Below are 21203 nucleotides of genomic sequence, written 5' to 3'. Positions count from 1 at the left end.
GCAGAATAGATAGGGTGAGTGAAAACAAAGACCTTCCCGGTGTAGAAGAAGAAACCGTCCACGGCGTTGACCGCGACCTGGTCGAAGGCCAGGGCGTAGCCGCTGATATCAAGGAGCGCTACGCCCAGCTCGTTGACCGAGTGAGAGCAGCCCGTCAGAGCTACTACGTCAACGACGCCCCCACCATCTCGGACGCCGAGTACGATACCCTCTACCGCGAGCTCGAAAAGCTCGAAGCCCAGCACCCCGAACTGGTTGCTAACGACTCACCCACTCAGGAAGTCGGTGGCGAAGCCTCCGCGGCCTTTGCCCCCGTTACCCACCTGGCCCGCATGTACTCGCTGGAAGACGTCTTCTCGCTCGAAGAGCTCGGTGCCTGGCTAGACCGCGCCGAAACCAACGCCCAGGAGATGACGGGCGCTCGCCCTGCCTGGCTCACCGAACTCAAGATTGACGGCCTGGCCGTCAACCTGCTCTACCGCAAGGGCAAGCTGGTACGCGCCGCCACCCGCGGCGACGGAACCACCGGCGAAGACGTGACCCACAACGTCCTGACCATCGCATCAATCCCTACCCAGCTCGCCGGTAGCAAGCACCCCGAAGAAATCGAAATTCGCGGTGAAGTCTTTATCTCATCGGCTGACTTCAAGGCCCTCAACGAGCAGATGGTTGAACAGGGTAAGGCCCCCTTCGCCAACCCGCGAAATGCGGCAGCAGGCTCTTTGCGGCAGAAGGACGCCGCCCTGACCGCCGAGCGCCCCCTGAGCATGTTTGTGCACGGCATTGGCTCCCGCACCGGCCTGGATATCAGCACCCAGTTCGAAACCTACACTCAACTTCAGGAGTGGGGTCTGCCCGTCAGCCCCTACTCCCAGCTGCTTACTAGCCGCTCAGAGATTCTTGAATTCATTGCAACCTACGGCGAAAAACGCCACTCCCTGGTGCACGAAATCGACGGTATCGTCATTAAGGTCAATGACTTTTCCACCCAGGAGCGCCTGGGCTACACCTCCCGCGTGCCCCGCTGGGCCGTGGCCTACAAGTATCCGCCCGAAGAGGTCAACACCAAGCTGCTCGATATCCGGGTGGGGGTTGGCCGGACCGGCCGCGTAACCCCCTTCGGCGTGATGGAACCGGTTAAGGTAGCCGGCTCAACGGTTGAGATGGCGACCCTGCATAATCAGGACGTGGTCAAGGCCAAGGGTGTGCTCATCGGCGATACCGTGGTACTGCGCAAGGCAGGGGACGTCATCCCCGAAATTGTGGGGCCCGTGGTTGCCCTGCGCGATGGCAGTGAACGGGAATTCGTGATGCCCACTGATTGCCCTTCTTGCGGCCAGCCCCTGGCACCCGCTAAGGACGGCGACGTTGACATTCGTTGCCTCAACGCCCGCTCCTGCCCCGCCCAGCTCACCGAGCGCGTCAATCATCTGGCAGGGCGCGGAGCTTTCGATATTGAAGCTTTAGGTTATGAGGCTGCTAAGGCCCTGACCAGTCCTGCGGCTCCTGATCAGGCCCCGCTGATCTCTGAGGCCTTCCTCTTTGACCTCACCGCTGAGGACCTGGCAGATGTGCGCATTGAGCGCGAGAAAAAGGTCAAAGGTGAACCTACGGGTAAGACCGAACTGGTTCCCTACTTCTATACGCGGGGTACCGCGAAGAAGCCGAGTGTGCCTACCCGCAATACCGAAAAGCTCTTTGAGCAGCTGGAGAAGGCAAAGAGCCAGCCCCTGTGGCGGGTGCTGGTTGCCCTCTCTATTCGGCACGTGGGGCCCACTGCGGCTAGGGCCCTGGCGACCGAGTTCGGGTCGATGGGCGCAATTCGTGAAGCTAGCGAGGAGCGCCTGGCAGGTGTTGACGGCGTGGGCTCTACTATTGCTAGCTCGCTCAAGGAATGGTTTGCAGAAGACTGGCACCGCGAAATCGTAGATCACTGGGCGGCAGCCGGCGTGCGGATGGAGGACGAACGGGACGCCTCAATCGAGCGCACCCTGGAAGGCCTCACTATCGTGGTAACGGGTACCCTAGCTCGTTTTACCCGTGATAGCGCGAAAGAAGCCATTATCGTGCGAGGTGGAAAAGCCTCGGGTTCGGTGTCGAAGAAGACCAGCTATCTGGTTGCCGGTGAATCCGCTGGCTCTAAGCTCGATAAAGCTGAACAGCTGGGTGTGACGGTGCTGGATGAAGAAGGTTTTGAGGCGCTTTTGGCGCAGGGGCCGGACGCTGTTGCTTAGGGTATGAGTCACAGGTAGATCACAGGATTCTTTGATTCTGTGACCTAAATGTGACATAAGACTCTGTTGTTTGAAGGGGGAGTGGCTGAACTTTAAGAAATTTTTAAAGCGGGGTAAGCCTGTCTTTAATGATAGACAAGTCTTGGTGTGTTGAGTGACTGTAGCCCGCTTTAAACCGCAGAAATACGGGCTTGTTGCCGGTGTTAAGGGTGGTGCAAGCCTGTCTTTAAAGCCAATTGCCCAGGGGAGGGCTAGGGGTCTTGGCTTCGACTGTAAAAGGTGTTCTGTCTCAAAAATGGGTTGGCAAAGCCGAAATCGTTACGTTATCGTTATCAACGAATCAAAAACGACCGCCAAGCCACAGGTGCAACGGTCTATAGCTCACAGTGGAAGCTGTGGGCGCATGCTGGGCTCTACCGCACACCTGATGCCGTCTACAGGGTAAAGCCTCAAACAATCCACTCAACGATTACGGGTAGACGGCAATGCATTGATGCCCAGGGATGGGAAGAGCATAAGGTGGCCTTACGGAGCATTTCATGACTTCCAACATTCGTCGTTCAGCAGCAGTACTTGCAATCGGTGGCGCAGCAGCAGCAAGCCTGGCCGCTACCCCCGCAGCCAACGCCGCTCCCCTCGAAGCTTGGGAAGCTCTCGCACAGTGCGAGTCAGGTGGCAATTGGTCCATCAACACCGGCAACGGCTACTACGGTGGCCTGCAGTTCTCACTGTCCTCATGGGCAGCCGCAGGCGGCACCGGCAACCCCGCAGCTGCCTCAAAGGCAGAGCAGATTCGCGTTGCTGAAAACCTCCTTCAGATGCAGGGCTGGGGCGCCTGGCCCGCTTGCAACGCTAAGCTTGGCCTAGCAAACTACGGTACCGCAGCACCCCAGCTGCCTGCTGAAGCCCCCGCTGTTGCGCCTCAGGCAACCGAGGTAACCGAAGTTGCTACTGCCCCTGCTGTTGAAGAAACTGCAGCTCCCGTTGCTGAGGCTCCTGTAGCTGAAGCTCCCGCTGCAGAAGCAACCGCAGAAGCAGCACCTGCTGCTAACACCTACACCGTCAAGGCTGGCGACACCCTGTCAGAAATTGCTTACGCTCACGGCTTCAACGGCTGGGACGAAGTACTGGCAGCTAACTCTGACCTGATTCAGGATGCTGACCTGATTGAAATCGGTTGGGTTCTGACCATCCCCGCTAAGTAAGACCCACCGGGTTCTTAGACCTCTAGCGGATTTCTGATCTCACACCGTCGCCCCCTAGCCTGCACAGGCTAGGGGGCGATTCTTTTTTAAATCGTGTTATGACCGTATGGGGGCTAAGATAGAAACTGAAAACCTATGTCTAACTCGTGGAAGTGATTATGTCTGCTATTACGAGTGAGCAGGTGGCACACCTTGCCATGCTGGCTCATATCGAGATGACTGATGAAGAGCTGGCCGCTATGGCCGCTGAGCTCGACGTCATCGTAGAATCCGTCAAGTCAGTCTCAGACGCCGTCTCAGACGATATTCCGGCAACCAGCCACCCCATCCCGCTCAAGAACGTCTTCCGCGAAGACGTGGTGGGCGAAACCCTGACGGCTGAAGAAGCTCTTTCGGGTGCTCCTGACGCCGAAGACGGCAAGTTCAAGGTTCCGGCAATTTTGGACGAAGACTAAGGAGCGGGCATGAACGACATCATCAAACTTTCCGCAGCAGAACTTGCTGACAAGCTGGCCGCAGGGGAACTGACTTCTGTTGAAGCAACCCAGGCCTACATAGACCACATCATCGCCACCGATGGCGAACCTCTGGACACAGAAAACCGCGCAGCCGGCAAGAGCGGCCTCAATGCCTTCCTGCACCTCAACGCTGAAGAGGCTCTGGAAGTTGCTGCCGCTGTAGACGCAGACCGCGCCGCCGGTAAGGAACTACCTGCCCTGGCAGGCGTCCCCATCGCCGTTAAAGACCTCATTGTCACCAAGGGCCAGCCCACCACCGCAGCTTCCCGTATGCTCGAGGGCTGGATGAGCCCCTACGACGGCACCGTCACCCAGAAGATCCGCGAGGCTCGTATGCCCATCCTGGGTAAGACCAACCTCGACGAGTTTGCTATGGGCTCCACCACCGAGCACTCAGCTTTCGGTGTTACCCGCAACCCCTGGGCCCTAGACCGTATTCCCGGTGGCTCCGGCGGTGGCTCCGCTGTAGCAGTAGCTGCCTTCCAGGCCCCTCTGGCTCTGGGGACCGATACCGGTGGCTCCATCCGTCAGCCCGCAGCCGTCACTGGCTCCGTTGGCGTTAAGCCCACCTACGGCTCGGTCTCCCGCTACGGCGTCATTGCCATGGCCTCATCTCTCGACCAGGTCGGTCCCTGTGCCCGCACCGTCCTCGACACCGCCCTGCTGCACGAGGTCATCGGCGGTCACGACCCCAAGGACTCCACCTCCCTGAACGAGCCCGTGCCCGCCTACGCGGGCGCCGCCCGCGCCGGTGCCGCTGAAGGTGGCCTCAAGGGCCTGCGCGTTGGTGTCATCAAGGAACTGACCGGCGAGGGCTTCCAGCCCGGCGTTATGGCCCGCTTCAACGAGTCCCTGGAGCTGCTCAAGGAAGCCGGCGCAGAAATCGTTGAGGTCTCCCTGCCCTCCGTCAAGGAAGCAATTGGGGCTTACTACCTGATTATGTCCTCCGAGGTCTCATCCAACCTGGCCAAGTACGACGGCGTCCGCTTCGGTCTGCGTAAGCTGCCCGAAGAAGGCCACGTCACCATCGAGCGCGTCATGGCAGCCTCCCGTGCCGCAGGCTTCGGCTCAGAAGCCAAGCGCCGCATCATCCTGGGTACCTACGCCCTGTCCGCCGGTTACTACGACGCCTACTACGGCTCAGCCCAGAAGGTACGCACCCTGATTCAGCGCGACTACGCCAAGGCATTTGAGGTCGCAGACGTGCTGATTAGCCCCACCGCGCCCACCACCGCCTACAAGCTGGGGGAGAAGACCAAGGGCGACCCCATGGCCATGTACAAGGGCGATATCGCCACCGTACCCACCAACCTGGCCGGTGTACCCTCCCTGTCCTTGCCCGGTGGCCTGGCAGATGAGGACGGCCTGCCCGTCGGCATCCAGTTCACCGCCCCCGCCCACGAGGATGCCCGCCTCTACCGCGCCGGTGCTGGTCTGGAAGCCCTGCTGACCGCTAAGTGGGGTGGCTACCTGCACGAGCAGCTGCCCGACACCGCCGCCCTGATCCGTGACTTTGACTTCGAGGGAGCTAAGTAAATGTCTGACGAAATCCTGTCGTTTGAAGAAGCCATGGAGAAGTACGACCCCGTACTCGGCTTCGAGGTTCACGTAGAACTCAACACCAAGACCAAGATGTTCGACGCCGCTCCTAACGAGTTTGGCGATACCCCGAACACCAATGTCACCCCCGTCTCCCTGGGCCTGCCCGGCGTGCTGCCGGTGGTCAACGGCAAGGCTGTTGAATCAGCTATCAAGCTGGGTCTGGCTCTGGGCTGCGAGATTGCGCCCGTTAGTCACTTTGCCCGCAAGAACTACTTCTACCCCGATACCCCCAAGAACTTCCAGACCTCCCAGTACGATGAGCCCATCGCCGCTAACGGGTCCCTGGACGTTGAGCTGGAGGACGGCACCGTCTTCACCATCGATATCGAGCGTGCCCACATGGAAGAAGACGCTGGCAAGCTGACCCACAAGGGCGGCACCGCTGGCCGTATTCAGGGCGCAGACTTCTCCCTGGTCGACTACAACCGCGCCGGTGTTCCCCTGATTGAAATCGTGACCCGCCCCATCGTGGGTGCAGGCGACAAGGCTCCTGAACTGGCCCGCGCCTACGTGGCTGCCATTCGCGAAATCGTCAAGAACCTGGGTATCTCCGACGCCCGCATGGAGCGCGGTAACGTCCGTTGCGACGCCAACGTCTCGCTCATGCCCAAGGGTTCCACCGAGTTCGGTACCCGCTCAGAAACCAAGAACGTCAACTCCCTGCGTTCGGTTGAGCGTGCGGTGCGCTACGAGATTCAGCGTCACGCGGCCGTCCTCGAAGCAGGCGAAAAGGTTGTTCAGGAAACCCGCCACTGGCACGAAGACACCCGCGAGACCACCAGTGGCCGCCCCAAGTCTGATGCCGACGACTACCGTTACTTCCCCGAGCCCGACCTGGTTCCGGTCGTCACCGATGAAGAGTGGATTGAGCGCCTTCGCTCTGAGCTGCCCGAGCCTCCCGCCGAGCGCCGCCGCCGTCTGAAGGCCGACTGGGGCTTCTCGGACGAAGAGTTCCGCGACGTGGTCAACGCCGGTGCTATGGACGCCATCGAAGAGACCGTCGCCGCCGGTGCTCCCGCCTCAGTTGCCCGTAAGTGGTGGATGGGTGAAATTGCCCGTATCGCCAAGGAACGCGAGGTTGAGCTGACCGAAACCGGTGCAACCGCCGCTACCATCGTTGAGCTCAACCAGCTGATTGAGGGTAAGAAGATTAACGATAAGATTGCCCGCCAGGTACTCGGCTTCGTCATTGAGGGCGAGGGTACCCCTGCTGAGATCGTTGAGAAGCGCGGCCTGGCCGTTGTCTCTGATGACTCGGCTCTGACCGCCGCTGTTGACGAGGCTCTGGCCGCTATGCCCGATGTTGCCGACAAGATCCGCGCTGGTAAGGTGCAGGCCGCTGGCGCCGTGGTTGGCCAGGTTATGAAGGCTACCCGCGGTCAGGCAGATGCCGGACGTGTGCGCGAGCTGATTCTCGAAAAGCTGGGTGTTGAGGGCTAAGGTTCCCTGACCTACTGAGCTATGTGCCGGGCGTTCTCCCCTGTGGGGAGGGCGCCCGGTTTTTCTTGCCCTGGAGGGGAAAGGGTACAAAGAAGGCGCCCGCTCTGGGAAAGAGGGGCGCCTTATTACTTTGCACCGCGGGTAGGGCTCTGAGGATAAGAGCTCTACCCGGTGAGCGGCCGATGCACTAGGGAAACAAATCGACCGCCGGGCTAGATAGCAAAAATCGCACTGAGGCTATCTAGCTTTTCTCGATATAACGCGGTGGGAGGTTGTGCACTAGTACAGAGGGGGGAACTAGGAGCGAAAACATGCACCAGGGGCGGGATGTCCTTTTGTCAGAAGCTCTGAACCTCTAGCACCGGTTAGGGTTATCGAGTGTAAGGGAAGGTGGTTACCACATCCACCAAACCTTACATGCTTAGGTTATGTTCTCCCACGTCTCACTTATATCGCAGAGCGATCAGGGGACCTAGATATTGGGAGTGGTAGGAATCTAGGCGGCAACCGACCAGCTCAGGGTAAGGCGGGTGTCTTTAATGCTGGGGTAGAAATGGGAGAGATAATCGGTTACTTCTCCGGCACAGGTAATAGTGGCATCTGAAGCGTTGGCATCGGTTTGCTCGGTGAAGCGGACGGCTAAGGGTTTTCCTGCAGTAGTCAGTTTGATAGCGGCGGAGTAGCTGCGGTGGGTGAAGGGCAAAAGGAGCTGGTAGCTGCCGTCTGCCTGTGGCTGGACTGTACCGCGGACATTGAACCGCAGCATAAAGGTTTGTAGGGGCTGGATGAAGCTGGTGGGGGTGAAAACCCATTCTTGGTCTTCGCTGACGCGCGATACGGAGAAGTGCCGGTTATCGCAGATGAGTTCTTGGCCCTGGGGCAGGGCGAAGACGAAGGCCGAGCAGCCTGATTCGAGGCTGAGCAGGGTGTAGGTGGCGTGGAGGGTAAAGGTGCCGGGGTCAGTCGGGTCAAGCTGAATATCCAGGTAGCAGCTTGAGGTCAGTACCTGGGGGTTAGTGCGGAGGAACTGTACGGTTTCTGAGTCATCGAACCCCTGGGTGGCTGCCTTGTGCAGGGTCTTACGGGTTCGCTCATCGAAGCCGAAGGTCTCGCTCAAGAGGTCAATGGTTTCGCTACTGATGTGTTCGCCGGTAATGGCTCGACGTACCCGGTCTTTGTACTTGTGGGGTGGGATTTCTAAGCCGTAGACCGTATGTTGGTGGGCACTCATAGCGCGGGCGATAGCCCTGATAGAGAAGGGGTTGGCCTCGCCCAGTTTTTCGTGGTGGACGTAGCGTTCCCACACATCGCGGACGTAGGGTTCAAGGAGCTCTGAACGAAGCAGGGAGCTCACCAGATGGGTCGTGGAATCTGTGCCGGAAGGAGAAGACATGGTTTTAGTGGGAGTTTGAGGAGTCGAGAGGGGAAGGACGCACGGAGGTGCCCCCGTGGTAGTGGCTGACAGCTCCATCATGGTCTGATTCCCAAAAGTAGGCGAAGACAGTGTCTTCGGCGATGGGGAAGCTCATAGAGTAGCGCAGCTGAGCGGGAAGCTCTATCACTTCGAGCAGGTTTTCATCGCGCATGGCTTGGGACCAGATTTTCTGGTGCATATTGGTGGGTGGGGCATCGAAGGTAAGGGCCATGCTGGTGTTGAAGCGGGCTGGCGTAAAAGGCCCTAGAGAAGCGTAGTTGAACTTCTCTCGTTTACGGAGCATGGGTTCGATATTGAGGTCGATCCGGTAGCGGATCTGGTGTACCTGGCCGTAGCGGACGGGGGCAGGTGGCTTGATAGCGAGCTGCCACATGGTGTTTTCCTCGTGATGGATATGGGCGCGTTCGTGCTCGTTCATAGAGATGAGTTCGCCACCTTCAATAAGGGTGACGGTAGAATCCGTGGACTCGAAGCGGGGGGAGATGAGGGTGAGTTCGTCGATTTCGGAGCGGATGATCTCGGTGACGATGAAGTGGCGCATGAACCCGAACCGGTCGATGTGGCCGTCCATTAGGGTGGAGAGGGAGGTGTAGTTGCGGGTGTCGATGGTACGTTCGGTAGAGGTGAGGGTTTCTGCCCGCTGGGCGAGCTTGCGGCTGAGGCTGTGTGTTGAGAGGGCCCTCTGCAGTTCTCTGGCTTCGGCTGAGGTGAACTCGAAGGCTGTGATGAACATGTGGGCGGTGGCGTCCGAAATTGCTTCGCCGTTGAGGGCGCGAGAGACCCTGTCTTTGATGGTGGCAGGGTCAATGTCTTGGTCGAGATAGTCCGAGAGCTCGTAGGCGATAAAAGTGGCTACGGCTCGTTGGTTGATGGAGTTACCCCGGCGTCTTTGCACGTGCCGCATCCACTTTTCCCGGTAAGGGGGTTTGTTCAGCAGGGAGAGCAGGATTTCGTGGGGGACGCGCGGGGTGAGATCTACTAGATCAGCGGACGGGGGCATGAGCGGGTTTACTCCGTGATGCTAGTGGCACCCAGGTGGGTGAGCAGGAAGGAATAGTCCCAGGCGATTTCGCGCCAGGCGGTGTAGCGGCCTGAGCCGCCACCGTGGCCGCCGTCCATCTCAATTTTGAGCAGGGGAGTGGGGGAGGTCGGGTCGATGGTTTCGCGCAGGGCTGCTACCCACTTGGCCGGTTCGACGTAGAAGACGCGGGTGTCGTTGAGGGAGGTAACAGCTGCGATGGCCGGGTACTTGACGGGGCGGATGTTTTCGTAGGGGGTGTAGGACTTCATGTAGTCGTAGACCTCCTTGTCGGTGATGGGGTTGCCCCATTCTTCCCATTCCAGGGCTGAGAGCGGCAGGTTGGGGTCGAGAATGGTGGTGAGGGCGTCCACGAAGGGGACCTGGGCCAGGCAGGCCGCGTATTTTTCGGGGGCCATGTTGACGACGGCGCCCATGAGCAGGCCGCCGGCTGATCCACCCATGATGCCGATACGGGCAGCGTCCACCCAGGCCTGGGAGGCCAGGAAGTCGGTGGCGTCGACGAAGTCGGTGAAGGTGTTTTTCTTGGCCAGCTTCTTGCCCTCGGTGTACCAGGTGCGGCCCATTTCGCCGCCACCGCGGATGTGGGCAACGACGAAGATAACGCCGCGGTCCAGCACGCTGAGGCGGGCGGTGGAGAAATAGGGGTCCATGGAGGACTCATAGGACCCGTAGCCGTACTGAATCACGGGGTTTTCCTGGGCCTTATCGAGGTCGGCGCGGTGCATGACGGAGAGCGGAATCATGGCTCCGTCCGCTGCCGGTGCCCACATGCGGTAGGCGGTGTAGTTCTCGGGCTCGTAGCCGATGACGGGGGTGCGGCGGCGCAACACGAGGTCGTCGGTATCGGGGAAGTAGTCGTAGACGCTGCTGGGGGTGAGGTAGGAGGTGTAGTTCAGGCGGATGACCGGGGACATGATGTTCACACCGGAGAAGGCTGACGTGTAGAGCTCTTCGGTGAAGCCGCCGGGCTCGTAGAGGTCAATACCCTGGGGGTGGGCAGAAGCTGCCTGCTCAGCGAGAGCGGTACGCGGTGCAACGAATACCTTGACGGTGGTGTTCTCGCGGGCCATGAGCACAAGATGGTTGCGGGAGAACTTGAAACCCTCTAGGCGGACGTCCTCGCGGTGGGGAACCAGGGGAATCCAGCTAGCCTTGAAATCGGCAAAGGGCACGTACTCTTCCCGCAGGGGCGCCAGTACGATTTCACCGTTGGGGGCCTCGTGGTTATGGCCGATGACCAGATAGCCGGTGCCCTCCACGTCGATGATATCGGTGGAGTACTCGATACCGGCGTCCCGCTTCATAATGAGGGTGGGTTCTAGCTGACCAAGCTCATGAATGTTGATAATGCGGGTCTCTGAGTACTCAGAGTTGGATGAGGTAATGACCACGTGGGTACGGGAGGACGACATCCCAGCACCCAACCAGAGGCCGTTATCGTCTTCGCGGTAGAGGGCAAAATCTTCAGAGGCATTGGTGCCAATGGCGTGAGCGCGCACTTCGTAGGGGCGCCAGGACTCATCGGCTACCGAATAAATCAGGTGCTTGGCTCCAGAGGCGAAGAAGGCCCCTGCAAAGACGTCCTCAATTTTCTCTTCCAGAATCTCACCGGTATCGAGGTTCTTGAAGTACTGGGTGTAGCGCTCATCGCCTGAATCGTCCACACCGAAGGTCAGCAGGGAACCGTCGCGGGTGACCTGGAAGGAACCCAGGGAGAAGAAGGCCATATCACGGGCAAACTCGTTGCAGTCCAGCACCACCTGCTCGCCGTCGAGTGGTTCACCGGGGCGGACGACCGGCGGCCGGTAGCGCTCTTCCACACTGCCCTCGGTCAGGGCAGGGACGCGGCACATGACCGGGTACTGCTCACCGGCAACCGTGCGGTTAAAGTACCACCAGGCCCCGCGGCGGGAGGGCACCGACATATCGGTCAGCTGGGTACGCCCCTTAATCTCTTCAAAAATAGCATCGCGAAGGGGCTGCTGATCTTCAGTGACCGCCTCGGTAAAGGCGTTCTCAGCGCGCAGATGCTCTAGAACCTCATCGCTCTCTTTATCACGCAACCACTCATAGTGATCAATAAAAATATCGCCGTGATGGGTACGCTCAACCGGGACACGCTTGGCAAGAGGAGGAGTCAGAGACATCGTCAGCCCTTTCGTAATAACTCACTTCCCACCATTCTAAATGACGGCCATAGAACGTAACGTATGCAATACAAGGACACATGCTGAAACTTTAGAGCCCCATCTTGACGCTCCCCGGGCACTCAAGCCAGACTAGAGGCAGGTCAAGAGAACCAGCGCTAAGCCCCAGCTAGCTGGTCGGCAACCCTCCACTCGCGGTGGGGTGCCCTGGGTGAAGACCTGGCGTACCCACCGAGAACCAGGTACGCAAGCGCGGGACCGATGTGCCTCTATCTTCTGCGAGGGCATCAGATTCTTTTCCTCCTTACCCGGGCGGAAGATACGGCATGCGGCCCGTTTCAACTAAACACTGAGACAAACCTTCATTAAGGAGTAACCGCATGACCACCGAGAACACCGTTCCCACCCCCTCAAACCCCACCGGCTGGAAGTTCGAAACCCAGCAGATTCACGCGGGCCAGGAGCCCGACGCGGTAACCGGCGCTCGCGCCCTGCCCATCTACCAGACCACGTCCTTTGTCTTCAAGGACTCCGCCCAGGCAGCAGGCCGCTTCGCCCTCTCCGAGCTGGGCCCCATCTACTCCCGCATCAACAATCCCACCCAGGAAGCGGTCGAAAACCGCATCGCGGCCCTGGAAGGTGGCGTCGGTGCTCTGCTCCTTGCCAGTGGCCAGGCAGCCTCCACCTTCGCGATTCTGAATATCGCAGGAGCCGGTGACCACGTTGTTGCTTCCCCCTCCCTCTACGGCGGTAGCTTCAACCTGCTCAAGTACACCCTCAAGAACCTGGGTATTGAAACCACCTTCGTCGATGACCCCGCCGACCCTGAATCCTGGCGAGCTGCCGCCCGCGAGAACACCAAGGCCTTCTACGCAGAAACCCTGCCTAACCCCCGCGGCGATGTGCTTGATATTGAGGCTGTTTCGACCGTGGCTCACGAGGCTGGGGTACCGCTCATCGTCGATAACACCATTGCCACCCCCTACCTGCTCAACCCCATCAAGCACGGAGCTGACGTGGTCGTCCACTCAGCCACCAAGTACCTTGGTGGTCACGGCACCTCGGTCGGCGGCGTCATCGTTGATTCCGGCAACTTCGACTACGGTGCTTACCCCGACAAGTACCCCCTCTTCAACCAGCCCGACGAAAGCTACCACGGCCTGGTCTATGCCCGTGATCTCGGTGCAGATGGGGCTTTTGGGGTCAACCTCTCCTACATCCTCAAAGCCCGCGTCTCTCTGCTGCGCGACCTCGGCTCATCCATCTCACCGACCAACGCCTTCAATATTGCCATCGGTCTTGAGACCCTCTCCCTGCGCGTCGAGCGCCACGTAGAGAACGCCCTCAAGGTTGCCCAGTTCCTCAAGGACCACCCCCAAGTCGAATCGGTCACCTACTCCGGTCTACCTGATTCCCCCTACTACGACCTGGCCCAAAAGTACCTGCCCAAGGGGGCTGGCGCCGTCCTCGGCTTCACCCTCAAGGACGCCGACGCCGAAACCGCCCAGAAATTCGTGGACTCCCTCTCCCTCCACTCCCTGCTGGTCAACATCGGTGACGTGCGCTCGCTGGCCGTACACCCGGCGTCCACTACTCACAGCCAGTCCACCACCGAAGAGCTTGAAGCTATCGGCATCAACCCCGCCTTCATCCGCCTCTCGGTAGGTATCGAACACATCGACGACATCCTCGCCGACCTCGAACTCGGCTTCACCGCCATCCGCTAAGGAAAGGTAGCCCAATGACGACCGCCCGCCCCGCTGAGACCACCCCCACCCGCACCGATGGCGTCCTCACCTACGCCAAAGTCGGCGATCTGACCCTCGAATCAGGGGCAGTACTGCCCGACGTCACCATCGGATACGAAACCTGGGGAACCCTCAACGAGGCGGGCGACAACGCCGTTTTGATCCTGCACGCCCTGACCGGTGACACCCACGTCTCGGCAGGGCGAGTAGGGGCGGACGCCAGCGAGCAAGACCGAGAGGCCGCCGAAGCCGCCGGGTGGTGGCCCACCGCCGTCGGCCCCGGCCGTGTTATCGACACCGACAAATACTTCGTCATCTCACCCAATATGCTCGGCGGCTGCTACGGCACCACCGGCCCAGCCTCACCCGCCCCGGCCAGTATCGACCCCGAACAAAAACCCTGGGGCTCCCGCTTCCCCCTCGTGACCATCCGCGACGGCGTCCGCGCCGAAAAACGCCTGCTCGACCAGCTCGGCGTTACCTCCCTCCACCACGTCATCGGCGGCTCCCTCGGCGGTGCCCGCGCCGCCGAATGGGCCGTCACCTACCCCGAGCTCGTCCGCTCCTGTGCCGTCATCGCCTCCGGCCCCGCCGCCACCGCCGAACAAATCGCCTGGGGCCACATGCAAAACCTGGCGATCCGCCAAGACCCCGCCTTCGCCGGCGGCGACTACTACCCCGGCCCCGGCCCCGTCACCGGCCTGGCCCTGGCCCGCCGCATCGCCCACACCACCTATCGCTCCGCCGCTGAACTCCACTTCCGCTTCGGCCGCGACGCCCAAGACGGCCACAACGTCCTGCACCCCGTTTCCGCAGAACGCGGCCGCTACCAGGTCGAAAACTACCTCGACCACCACGGCACCAAACTCACCAACCGCTTCGACGCAGGCTCCTACCTGGCCATCAACGAAGCCCTACTCTCCCACGACCTCGGCCGCGACCGCGGCGGCCTCGAAAAAGCCCTTGCCCGCACCACCTGTAACTGGACCATCGCCTACGTCGACTCCGACCGCCTCTTCTTCCCCTCCGACTCCCACATCCTGGCAGCCTCCCTGCCCAACCCCGTAGAGCCAGCCGTTATCCACTCACCCTGCGGCCACGACGGCTTCCTCATCGAGCACGAACAGCTCGAAAGAATTCTCGCTACCAGCATCGAAACCCAGGACGCCGCCGACGAAGCAAAACCGCAGGGGCGCAAGCACCTGTGGGCAGTGGCCTAGGCTGGCTCTGCCGGTGGTAAGTTGGGGGTTATGAACCAGTACACTGTTGAATATTCAAAGGCAGAACCCTTTCGCCGGGGTACCCACCTGGTTGTCCTTCTGCACGGCTACGGCTCCCATGAACGCGACCTGCTGGGGCTCACCCCCTATCTGCCCAGCGAAAAGGTGACCTACGCGTCCGTCCGCGCGCCCCAGCCCGTTGGCTACCAGCTACCGGCCGATGCCGACTCCGCCTACGTTGAAGGCCCCGCCATGGGTTACCAGTGGTGGCCCCTCAACCAGCAACTAGAAACCGTGGGCTTTACCGCCATTGAACTGGCCGTTGACTACCTGCTGGGCTGGCTCGAACCCATTGCCGCTGACTACACCAGCGTGACCCTGCTGGGCTTCTCCCAGGGCATGGCCCTTGCCACCTCGGTGGCCCGCGCCCGCCCCGATCTCATCAAGGCCGTGGTGGGGCTCTCCGGCTACGCCGTGGCCGGGGGAGAGCACTACTTCAAGGACGCTCAGCTAGCGGATGAGCCCCTGCCCCTCTTCTGGGGCCGCGACGAAGCCGACCCCATCATCACCGCCGACAAAATCGCCTACACCCGCGAATGGGTAGCCGGGCACACCGACCTCACCGCCCACACCTACGCCGGCATCGGGCACGGAGTCGCCGCCGCAGAACTCACCCACATCACAGCCTTCCTCAATGAGAAAGTGCTTGCCGAATAATGATGTGTAAGGACTGCGGGCTCACCTTTAACGCGCTAGGAGAGCCCGCAGATCAAACGCGAAAATAATTGCCTGGGCCAGCTGTTTTTCCTGAGCCTCCGTGAGGTAACCAAGCGTCCGGCCAAGGGTATCCTGACGGACCGTCAGAATGTTATCCGCAGAAATAGCGCACTCGCGGTCAAGACCGTTAGCAGGCCCTAGCAAGACTTCGCTCGATAGCCCCTTAATCGTTGAGGTGATAGGAGCGATGGTCACCTTAGTCATCGCAAACCGCGTAGGCTCACGGGTCAAAACAACTGCCGGTCTTGTCTTATCGAGATGGACTAAACAAATTTCGCGCACGGTTCAACACCTACTGCTGAGACGAAGGTGTGCCGCTGGCCCAGTCCACTAACTCATCCAGGTCATCCTCTGGGCCCAGAGAAGCCAGAATAGCTGCATCAACTAAAGCCGCCCGGCGTCGCCTCTCATGCTCAAGAGCCTCAGCAACAATCTCAGCGCGGCTTCTAGCCTGGCCTTCCTCAACCTCATGATCAAGAAAGGCCACCAAATCATCGGGTAAACGGACTGCAATCTGAACTGTCATAACCCGAGAATACCAATATGGGATTCGCTTAGCTAGAGGTTATTCAACCTCCACCTGCACGGTCACGCCGTTCAGCTCAACGGTATCGCCAGCATGCAGCTGACGGCCGCGCTGCTCACAAATCTCACCGTTCACCTTCACCAGGCCGTCCTGAATCACCTCACGGGCATGCACCCCGTTCTCCACCAGATTCGCCAACTTCAAAAACTGGCCCAGACGAATCATCTCATCACGAATAAAAACAGACTCAATACTCATACCCACCACTCTACCCGCGCCAACACTCGCACCCCTACGTACGGTAGTCTTAAAGACGAGTGCGCCACCCGGCCCACTTTCTTTTTACATCCAAGCACGCCACAACCGGTGGCGCAGGCTCATAGGAGAAACCAAAAACCATGGCACCGAAGTCCAAACTCGACAACGTTATTTCACTGGCCAAGCGCCGCGGATTCGTCTTCCAGGCAGGTGAAATCTACGGAGGATCCCGCTCAGCATGGGACTACGGCCCGCTCGGTGCCGAACTCAAAGAAAACATCCGCCAGCAGTGGTGGCAGACCTTCGTACGCGGCCGCGAAGACATGGTCGGCCTCGACTCATCCATCATCCTGCCCAAGGCAGTCTGGGAAGCCTCAGGCCACGTCGCAACCTTCACCGACCCCCTCGTTGAATGCCTCTCCTGCCACTCCCGCCACCGCCAGGACCACCTCATCGAAGCCTTCGAAGCAAAGAAGGGCCGCGCCCCCGAAAACGGCATGGACGACATCGTCTGCCCCAAGTGCGGCACCAAGGGCCAGTGGACTGAACCCCAAAACTTCTCCGGCCTCATGAAAACCTACCTCGGCCCCGTCGACAACGAAGAGGGCCTGCACTACCTGCGCCCCGAAACCGCCCAGGGCATCTTCGTCAACTTCAACAACGTCGTCACCGCCGCCCGCAAGCGTCCGCCCTTCGGCATCGGCCAGATCGGCAAGGCCTTCCGCAACGAAATCACCCCCGGCAACTTCATCTTCCGAACCCGCGAGTTCGAACAGATGGAAATCGAATACTTCGTGCACCCCGACGACGCATCCCTCTACTACGACCAGTGGATTGAAGACTGCTGGAACTGGTTCGTAGACCTCGGCATCAACCCCGACAACATGCGCAAGTTCGACGTGCCCGAAGACGACCGCGCCCACTACTCAGCCGGCACCATGGACCTCGAATACCGCTTCGGCTTCCAGGGCTCCGAATGGGGCGAACTCATGGGCGTCGCCAACCGCACCAACTACGACCTCGGCGTACACAACGAACACTCCAACGCCAAGCTCGAATACTTCGACCAGGGCACCGGCGAACGCTACGTCCCCTACGTCATCGAACCCTCCTTCGGCCTGACCCGCTCCATGATGGCCTTCCTCGTCGACTCCTACGTCGAAGACGAAGCCCCCAACACCAAGGGTGGCGTCGACAAGCGCACCGTGCTCAAGCTCGACCCGCGCCTGGCCCCCGTCAAGGCAGCCGTCCTGCCCCTGTCCAAGAAGGAAGACCTCGTCCCCACCGCCAAGAACCTGGCCAACGGACTCCGCCGCAACTGGAACATCGACTACGACGACGCCGGCGCCATCGGCCGACGCTACCGCCGCCAGGACGAAATCGGCACCCCCTTCTGCATCACCGTCGACTTCGACACCCTCGAAGACCAGGCCGTCACCATCCGCGAACGCGACACCATGACCCAGGAACGCGTCTCGCTCGACCAGGTCACCGCCTACCTGGCAGCCAAGCTGACTAAGTAGGTATCTATAGGTACATAAAAGGACGGACGCGCGTTCGCCTGCTGACCCTCTTGGGGCTCGCGCTGGGGCGCTCACCCCAATTCACGCCAGCCCCGAGCCAGCAGGCTCTCCGCACGTCCGTCCTTTTCCTATACCTCCAACACCTTCGGCGCTAGATTTCTACCCTCTTCAAATCCAGCGTCAAGTGGCCCGATACCGAGCGGGCGGCCTCCCAGTCGCTGCGCAGAACCGACTTGATGACCGCATCGTGGTACTCGCCGTCAATCAGGAAAGCCTCGCGGCGGCGTCCTTCGGGCACAAACCCGCAGGAAGTGTACACGTGCTTGGCCCGCTCGTTGAAGTCCAGCACCTCAAGCTCAATGCGGTGCAGATCGAGCTTCTCAAAGGCGTAATCGACCATGAGCTTAGTAGCCTCGGTGCCGTAGCCCTTATTCTGGCCGGCCTGCCCAATCGCGATACGGTAGTTGACCGAGCCGTTATCGGGGTCGTACTCGTTGAAGGCAACCTCGCCCACGTACTTCTGCTGGTCCAGCGCGTACACCGCTAAATCGAGGCGGTTCTTCTTCTCGTTGCGGCGGGAGTACCACTCACGGGTCTTAGTCTCGTTGAAGGGGTGGGTCTCTGTTGAGCGAGAGTGAACGGTTCCGGTCTTAATCAGAACGTCGGGCTCCTGCAGAATACCGATCATGGCGTCAATGGCATCGGCGTCGAAGGGGCGCAGCTCAACGCGGGAACCTATGAGGGTGGGCTTGTGGGCAAGGGGAGAAGTCATAACACCACGCTAAACAATAGAGTCAAACAAACTTTAAGCCCTTAAAGTCTAGCCGGTAACGGGCCGGTGAAATCAAGGTGCCGCTCTGCCGGTTCACGCTCAGCGTTCAGATCTTCCCCGCAGCGGACGCCCGTAACTTAGGCAGGGGCGCTAAAGTAGATGGGTACACCCCACCGGCTACCCGAAAGGCACCACCGTGAGCACCGCCGAGAACACCTATACCCTGCGCCCCTGGCGAGAGGGCGACACCCTAGCCCTGCTCGAATACTGGCACGATGCCGAAAACCGGCAGGTAGCCGCCTTCCGCTCGTCCTTCGGACCCGACTCCGATAGCCGCTTCTCCCGCACCCTCATCGCCGAGCACCAGGGCGTTCCCGTAGCCGCAGGTACCGTTTACGAGACCGACCTGCACCCCAACAGGCTCTGGTCCTACATCGAAGTAGCCCCCGAGCATCGCCGGGCAGGCCTGGGCAGCCTGCTCCTAGAGGCCCTGAAGGACGCCGCCGCCTCATCTTCTCGCGGCGTTTCGGCTTTCCGCGCCACCGTGGAGCCAGAATCCACCGGCCTAGACTTCGCCTTAGCCCGTGGTTTCAAGGCTGCCCAGCGCTCGCGCATGGTGCGCATTGAGGCCGGGGCAGTGCCGTCCGTACCCCTGCGCCAGGATGACTCCGAACGCATCACCCAGGCCATCGAAGACCTAGCCACCGGGTCAGTGGAACTGACCCAGCGCTTCTGGGACTTCTACCGGGCTGTGCACACCTGGGATGAGCCCGCCGACCTGCCCATTGGCCGCGTTAACCGCCTCTTCCTCTCCGACGAAGCTGAAGCCCTGGGCGCCGTCGTGCTGCGCGACGATGTGCTGCGTGCCCAGGCCAACGGGAAGAAGGGCGACATTATCGCCTTTGCTGTGAGCTACCGCCCCATCGAGGTAGATGCTGGCCAGATGCCCGTCTCTGAAGATGATGCCACCGAAATTACCATCGGTTACCGGGTGGGCCACCCCGGCGCCCGCGAGGCTATCATGCAGCTGCTCTCGGTACTGACCGGCTCCTACGCTGTGCAGATCGAGGTCGATGACTCTATGGAGGATCTGGCCGTGCTGATTGACCAGTTGCTGAAGATGGGGGCTGCCACCGTGACCAGTGAGTCCCTGGTGCTGGTTGACGGCTAAGCAACCATGGACGATACACGTGTAGAGAGAATCTTGCGCGTGGTTGAGTGCGTGCCTGCCGGGCAGGTTGCTACCTACGGGGACGTCGGTGCGGTCGCCGGTGAATCGCCCCGGCTGGTGGGGCGCACCCTCGCACTCTGGGGGTCGAGCGTGCCCTGGTGGCGCATCTGCAACGCCCGCGGTGAGATACCGGGGCACCTAGAGCAGGCGTGCTCCCATTGGCAGGACGAGGGCACCCCGCTACGAGTGGACGGCCGGGTCGCTCTGGGTGCTGCCCGTATGGACGCGGACGCCCTTGCTCGCCTCTCTGCGCAGCGCTTAGCTGAGCTGGGGGAGGGCTAGGCAGGAGCTAGACGCCGATGTCGCGGGCTTTGCGCCTCTGAGCTGAAGCCTCTCGTTCACTGTAACTTGTACTGAGGTACCCAATGAGTGGCCAAGCAATAGCGTGTTGGACTTCCATATCCCACACGGTATTGAGAATCGCCCAAAAAACCCAGGTGAACGTTAGTGCCATGGCAAACAGTCCAGGTCGCCATATCACGGTACGGCTGCCCTTGGGGCGCAGGAACCACTGAGTAAGCACTGTTCCAACAGCTACGAGACCAACTGCCCAGAGGGCCAGGGCTAGTTCATGGCTGAGATACCAGGTGATACAACCGTGGAGACCCCACAGTCCCACCATGATGAGGGGGGCGTAGATGCTGTTACCAGGGGAGGGGCGTCGAGTCGTCATTGAAGATCACCAATCCTGTTACTTTGCGGGCTGAGTTGAATGAGAGTTGGCCGACCGGCTCTCCATGTTCGTGGCGCAGCCGGTAGGTGAGAGTAAAGCCGGAGCCTGCCTGCTCCACTACCGTTTTCTTGACTTCGACAAAGGGGCCATTTGCCTCAAGCACCTGCTGCCAGGTTTTTAGAATCTTGCGTTTAGACAGTAACCGGGTGGTCGTGTAGGTCATGTGGCTGTGTACATGCTCAATGTCTTCGTGGGCAAGTGCGGCGAAGAGGGCCTCGGTGACTTGTTCCAGTTCCACCTGAATCTGTGAGAGAGACCGGGCGTTGTAGACAGTCTCTGAAAAGCGCTGGGCAGCAGCTTGCTTAGTCACGCCGATAGCCGAGCCGATGAGCTGCCAGGTGGCACCGCCTGCGCGGGCTGCCTGCACAGCGTCCTCAAGCGCACGGGTAGCCTGGGTGACCTGCTTGTTGGCGGTGCGGACGGCAGTAATACGCGGGTCATCGGACTGCATAGGGCCTCCTCAACTAGGTTTCGTCAATGAGTGTTGACTTATCACAAGTCTCGGGAAAGAGTGTGGGGCTGTCAAGAGGATTTGACGATTCACGAGTATGGGCGGGGTGGTGTGCTCTTTGGGGAATGTAGATTGGGAAAATGTTTACTTTAAAACTAACCCCCTGTTATCTTCTTGTGTTTATCTGTCAAAAATGACATGACTAGGCATGCTATAGAATGACATGCCTAGTCAGGGTGGTTTTTAGTCTCAGAGTGAAATACTGTCTTTTTTCTTAAAAAGCTCGCTTACCACTTGCTTAGCCTGCTGAAAGTATGTAGGATTATGAATAGTTGCTCAGC

19 protein-coding genes and 1 riboswitch are annotated in these 21203 nt (G+C 60.1%); of the genes, 11 read left to right on the top strand and 8 right to left on the bottom strand.

Features of this window, described 5'->3' with window-relative positions:
• Positions 1-77: 77 nt before the first annotated feature.
• The 5 genes from ligA (at position 78) to gatB (ending at position 6999) form a co-directional block, all read left to right on the top strand.
• The gene (gene ligA / locus ACEE43_RS05675; RefSeq protein WP_449108220.1) at positions 78-2234 is read left to right on the top strand and encodes an NAD-dependent DNA ligase LigA; all 2157 of its coding nucleotides are present in this window, start codon (positions 78-80) and stop codon (positions 2232-2234) included.
• Between the two features lie 539 nt (positions 2235-2773).
• The gene (locus ACEE43_RS05670; protein ID WP_449108198.1) at positions 2774-3439 is read left to right on the top strand and encodes a transglycosylase family protein; all 666 of its coding nucleotides are present in this window, start codon (positions 2774-2776) and stop codon (positions 3437-3439) included.
• Positions 3440-3597: 158 nt separating this feature from the next.
• Positions 3598-3894: an Asp-tRNA(Asn)/Glu-tRNA(Gln) amidotransferase subunit GatC gene (gene gatC / locus ACEE43_RS05665; protein ID WP_237197368.1), complete on the top strand. Its 297-nt coding sequence runs from the start codon at positions 3598-3600 to the stop codon at positions 3892-3894.
• Between the two features lie 9 nt (positions 3895-3903).
• Positions 3904-5493 (top strand): Asp-tRNA(Asn)/Glu-tRNA(Gln) amidotransferase subunit GatA, encoded by a 1590-nt coding sequence (gene gatA, locus ACEE43_RS05660; RefSeq protein WP_449108199.1) that lies wholly within the window; start codon positions 3904-3906, stop codon positions 5491-5493.
• Positions 5494-6999: an Asp-tRNA(Asn)/Glu-tRNA(Gln) amidotransferase subunit GatB gene (gatB, locus tag ACEE43_RS05655; RefSeq protein ID WP_449108200.1), complete on the top strand. Its 1506-nt coding sequence runs from the start codon at positions 5494-5496 to the stop codon at positions 6997-6999.
• Between the two features lie 496 nt (positions 7000-7495).
• On the opposite strand, the gene ACEE43_RS05650 is transcribed toward gatB, so the two are convergent.
• The 3 genes from ACEE43_RS05650 to ACEE43_RS05640 are packed head-to-tail and all read right to left on the bottom strand — an operon-like array spanning position 7496 to position 11623.
• The gene (locus ACEE43_RS05650) at positions 7496-8392 is read right to left on the bottom strand and encodes a hypothetical protein (RefSeq protein ID WP_449108201.1); all 897 of its coding nucleotides are present in this window, start codon (positions 8390-8392) and stop codon (positions 7496-7498) included.
• Positions 8393-8396: 4 nt separating this feature from the next.
• Positions 8397-9434, bottom strand: coding sequence for a hypothetical protein (locus ACEE43_RS05645; RefSeq protein WP_449108202.1), 1038 nt, complete (start codon positions 9432-9434; stop codon positions 8397-8399).
• Positions 9435-9442: 8 nt separating this feature from the next.
• Positions 9443-11623, bottom strand: a complete 2181-nt coding sequence (locus tag ACEE43_RS05640; protein WP_449108203.1) for a S9 family peptidase — start codon at positions 11621-11623, stop codon at positions 9443-9445.
• Between the two features lie 141 nt (positions 11624-11764).
• Positions 11765-11882, top strand: a riboswitch (SAM riboswitch).
• 121 nt (positions 11883-12003) lie between these two features.
• On the opposite strand from ACEE43_RS05640, the gene ACEE43_RS05635 reads away from it, so the two are divergent.
• Genes ACEE43_RS05635 through ACEE43_RS05625 form a run of 3 tightly spaced genes read left to right on the top strand, consistent with a single transcriptional unit; the run spans position 12004 to position 15308 of the window.
• Positions 12004-13350, top strand: coding sequence for an O-acetylhomoserine aminocarboxypropyltransferase/cysteine synthase family protein (locus ACEE43_RS05635; RefSeq protein WP_449108204.1), 1347 nt, complete (start codon positions 12004-12006; stop codon positions 13348-13350).
• Positions 13351-13364: 14 nt separating this feature from the next.
• Positions 13365-14591 carry a homoserine O-acetyltransferase MetX gene (gene metX / locus ACEE43_RS05630; protein WP_449108205.1) on the top strand — a complete coding sequence of 409 codons (1227 nt, stop codon included), beginning with the start codon at positions 13365-13367 and terminating at the stop codon, positions 14589-14591.
• A 30-nt stretch (positions 14592-14621) separates the two neighbouring features.
• The gene (locus ACEE43_RS05625; RefSeq protein WP_449108206.1) at positions 14622-15308 is read left to right on the top strand and encodes an alpha/beta hydrolase; all 687 of its coding nucleotides are present in this window, start codon (positions 14622-14624) and stop codon (positions 15306-15308) included.
• Between the two features lie 27 nt (positions 15309-15335).
• Here ACEE43_RS05625 and ACEE43_RS05620 read toward each other — a convergent pair whose 3' ends face one another.
• Genes ACEE43_RS05620 through ACEE43_RS05610 form a run of 3 tightly spaced genes read right to left on the bottom strand, consistent with a single transcriptional unit; the run spans position 15336 to position 16152 of the window.
• The gene (locus tag ACEE43_RS05620; protein ID WP_449108207.1) at positions 15336-15650 is read right to left on the bottom strand and encodes a type II toxin-antitoxin system PemK/MazF family toxin; all 315 of its coding nucleotides are present in this window, start codon (positions 15648-15650) and stop codon (positions 15336-15338) included.
• A 10-nt stretch (positions 15651-15660) separates the two neighbouring features.
• Positions 15661-15894: a ribbon-helix-helix domain-containing protein gene (locus tag ACEE43_RS05615; RefSeq protein ID WP_185173332.1), complete on the bottom strand. Its 234-nt coding sequence runs from the start codon at positions 15892-15894 to the stop codon at positions 15661-15663.
• 39 nt (positions 15895-15933) lie between these two features.
• The gene (locus ACEE43_RS05610; protein WP_237206731.1) at positions 15934-16152 is read right to left on the bottom strand and encodes an RNA-binding S4 domain-containing protein; all 219 of its coding nucleotides are present in this window, start codon (positions 16150-16152) and stop codon (positions 15934-15936) included.
• A gap of 140 nt (positions 16153-16292) precedes the next feature.
• On the opposite strand from ACEE43_RS05610, the gene ACEE43_RS05605 reads away from it, so the two are divergent.
• On the top strand, positions 16293-17675 hold the full coding sequence (locus ACEE43_RS05605; protein ID WP_449108208.1) for a glycine--tRNA ligase: 1383 nt from the start codon (positions 16293-16295) through the stop codon (positions 17673-17675).
• A gap of 151 nt (positions 17676-17826) precedes the next feature.
• Here the strand turns inward: ACEE43_RS05605 and ACEE43_RS05600 are convergent, their stop codons facing one another.
• The gene (locus tag ACEE43_RS05600) at positions 17827-18447 is read right to left on the bottom strand and encodes a GNAT family N-acetyltransferase (protein ID WP_449108209.1); all 621 of its coding nucleotides are present in this window, start codon (positions 18445-18447) and stop codon (positions 17827-17829) included.
• Between the two features lie 196 nt (positions 18448-18643).
• Here ACEE43_RS05600 and ACEE43_RS05595 point away from each other — a divergent pair, with 196 nt between their 5' ends.
• Positions 18644-19618, top strand: a complete 975-nt coding sequence (locus ACEE43_RS05595; protein WP_449108210.1) for an N-acetyltransferase family protein — start codon at positions 18644-18646, stop codon at positions 19616-19618.
• Positions 19619-19624: 6 nt separating this feature from the next.
• A complete protein-coding gene (locus ACEE43_RS05590) occupies positions 19625-19960 on the top strand; it encodes an MGMT family protein (RefSeq protein WP_449108211.1) in 336 nt (111 codons plus the stop codon).
• A 362-nt stretch (positions 19961-20322) separates the two neighbouring features.
• Here the strand turns inward: ACEE43_RS05590 and ACEE43_RS05585 are convergent, their stop codons facing one another.
• Positions 20323-20862 carry a hypothetical protein gene (locus tag ACEE43_RS05585; protein ID WP_449108212.1) on the bottom strand — a complete coding sequence of 180 codons (540 nt, stop codon included), beginning with the start codon at positions 20860-20862 and terminating at the stop codon, positions 20323-20325.
• Positions 20863-21203 lie beyond the last annotated feature (341 nt).

It is taken from the genome of Rothia sp. 11254D007BW, assembly GCF_053548195.1.
Note: the sequence above shows the minus strand (reverse complement) of the source record. Positions and strands in the feature narration are given on the sequence as shown.